Source organism: Pseudomonas sp. SDO5522_S412 (genome assembly GCF_054071215.1).
On sequence record NZ_JBSVWQ010000414.1, the window covers coordinates 1 to 2,217 of the forward strand.

The 2,217-nt window shown below is 63.1% G+C and carries 2 protein-coding genes; both read right to left on the minus strand.

All coding sequences use genetic code 11. From position 1 onward, the window contains the following. Positions 1-172: 172 nt before the first annotated feature. Positions 173-1,099: an aliphatic sulfonate ABC transporter substrate-binding protein gene (locus tag ACW9I6_RS32145; protein ID WP_008431606.1), complete on the minus strand. Its 927-nt coding sequence runs from the start codon at positions 1,097-1,099 to the stop codon at positions 173-175. Beyond that, entirely contained in the window at positions 1,099-2,112 is a 1,014-nt protein-coding gene (locus ACW9I6_RS32150) for an ABC transporter substrate-binding protein (protein WP_457340235.1), read from the minus strand. The genes ACW9I6_RS32145 and ACW9I6_RS32150 overlap by 1 nt, the downstream gene beginning before the upstream one ends. Positions 2,113-2,217 lie beyond the last annotated feature (105 nt).

A 2,217-nucleotide genomic window follows, 5' to 3' on the forward strand; every position in this document is an offset into this window, starting at 1 on the left:
CGCTGGAGTGCGCAGCGCTCCCGTTTTTTTTGGGGCCGCTACGCAGCCCAGCGGGAGCAAGCTCCCTCGCCACAGCAAGCTCCCTCGCCACAACAGCTCTTTCCCTAAAGCAAGCTCCCCTGCCACAGCAAGCTCCCTCCCTACAGCAAGCTCCCTTGCCACAGGGATAAAGTTATGGGGCCTTGAACACAACCTGCTGCACATCGACCTTTTTCGGGATCAGGCCGTTGGCAAAAAACGCGTCGGCCGTACGTTGCTGGTTGGCGATATCCACCGCTTCCAATGGCCGGCTCGGCGTCGGCGAGCGGTGCTGGAAGTAACTCTCCACCACCGCCGGCTGCAAGCCCAATGTCTTGGCCATCAGCGCGACGCTTTCGTCATGCTGGTCCAGCGACAACCGCTGCGCCTGGGCAAACACCTTGAGAATCGCCGCAATCGCCTGCGGGTGCTGCTTGGCAAACGGCCCGCTGGCGATGAAGAAACTGCCCGCCGGGTTCAGCCCCTGGCCATCCCCCAGCACCTTCGCCGAACCGTCCACCACGGCCGCCGAGTAGTACGGGTCCCACACCACCCAGGCGTCGACCTTGCCTTGTTCAAACGCGGCACGGCCGTCGGAGGGCGACAGGTACACCACGTTCACGTCCTTCCACTGCAAGCCGGCACGCAGCAAACTTTTGAGGAACAGGTTGTGGGCGCTGGAACCCTTGAGCAACGCCACGCGCTTGCCCTTGAGTTCGGCCACGCTTTGCACGGTGCTGTCCTTGGGCAGCAGGATGGCTTCGGTGCGCCCGTCATTGGGCTCGACGCCGATGTAGCGAATGTCGATGCCGGCAGCCTGGGCGAAGATCGGCGGGATGTCGCCGATATTGCCGATGTCGATGCTGCCGCCATTTAGGGCTTCGATCAGCGGCGGGCCGCCGAGGAATTCGATCCACTCGACCTTGGTGCCCGGCAACCCTTGCTCGAACAGGTGATGCTCACGGGCGAGCACCATGCTCACCGAGCTTTTCTGGTAGCCGACGCGCAGGGTGGCCGGTTCTGCCGCCAGCAGCGGCCCGGCGCACAGTGCCAGCAGTGTGGCTGCGATGAGCTTGCGCATCAGAGACTCTCCTTGACCTTGGCCGCGACGTCCGCCGGCACCCATTGCTGCCAGACCTGCGGCTGTTCTTTCAGGAACGCTTCGGCCACCTGGCGCGGCGCGGTGCGTTTCTCGGCCATTTGCGCGAGGATGCCGTTGAGCAGGTCAATCGGCAGGTCGACTTTTTCAAAGAACGTCACCAGTTGCGGGTACTGCGCCTTGAACGGCGCCGACACGCCAATCGCCAGGTGCGCTGACATCGAACGAGTACCGATGGGGTGCGGGTTGTTGGCGTCGGCCAGGGTCTTCCAGGCTTCGGCGTTGAACGGTGGTTCTTCCAGTTTGATCAACTTGAAGCGCCCCAGCAGTGGCGTCGGCGACCAGTAGTAGAACAGCACCGGCTTGCCGCGACGGATCGAGGATGCAACCTCGGCATCCAGCGCCGCGCCGGAGCCGGTGCGGAAGTTGACGTAGCTGTCGGTCAGGCCATAGGCCTTGAGTTTCTGGCTGTTGACGATCTCCGAGGTCCAGCCGGTGGGGCTGTTGAGGAAGCGCCCACGGGTCGGGTCTTCGGGGTCGCGGAACACGTCTTTGTAGCGGGCCAGGTCGGCGACGGATTTAAGCTCCGGGGCCAGGGGTTTGATGCCCCGTTCGGCGTCGCCCTTGATCACGTATTCCGGCACCCACCAGCCTTCGGTAGCGCCTTTGACGGTGTCGCCCAGGCCGAACACCTTGCCTTCGCTTTCGGCCTTGACCCACGCCGGACTGCGCCCGGCCCACTCTTCGCCGATCACCTGGATATCGTCCTTGGCCAGGGCGGCCTCCAGGCTCACGGTGCTGCCGGGCAAGGTGTCGGTGGGCAGGCCATAGCCTTTCTCGACGATCAGGCGCAGCACTTCGGTGATCAGGCTGCCGCTTTCCCAGGTGATGTCACCGAAGTGGATCGGTTTGGCAGGTTCGGCGGCCGTGGCTGATTGTGCCAGGACGGTGAGTGCCAATAGCGAGCCACCGAGCAGGTTTTTTAGTGTTCTCATGAGTAGCCTCTTGGAGATTCAAAACAGATCCAGAGTGGGCAGTGTCAGTGTGGGAGCTGGCTTGCCTGCGATGCAGACACCTCGGTTTTCCAGGAAGACCGAGGT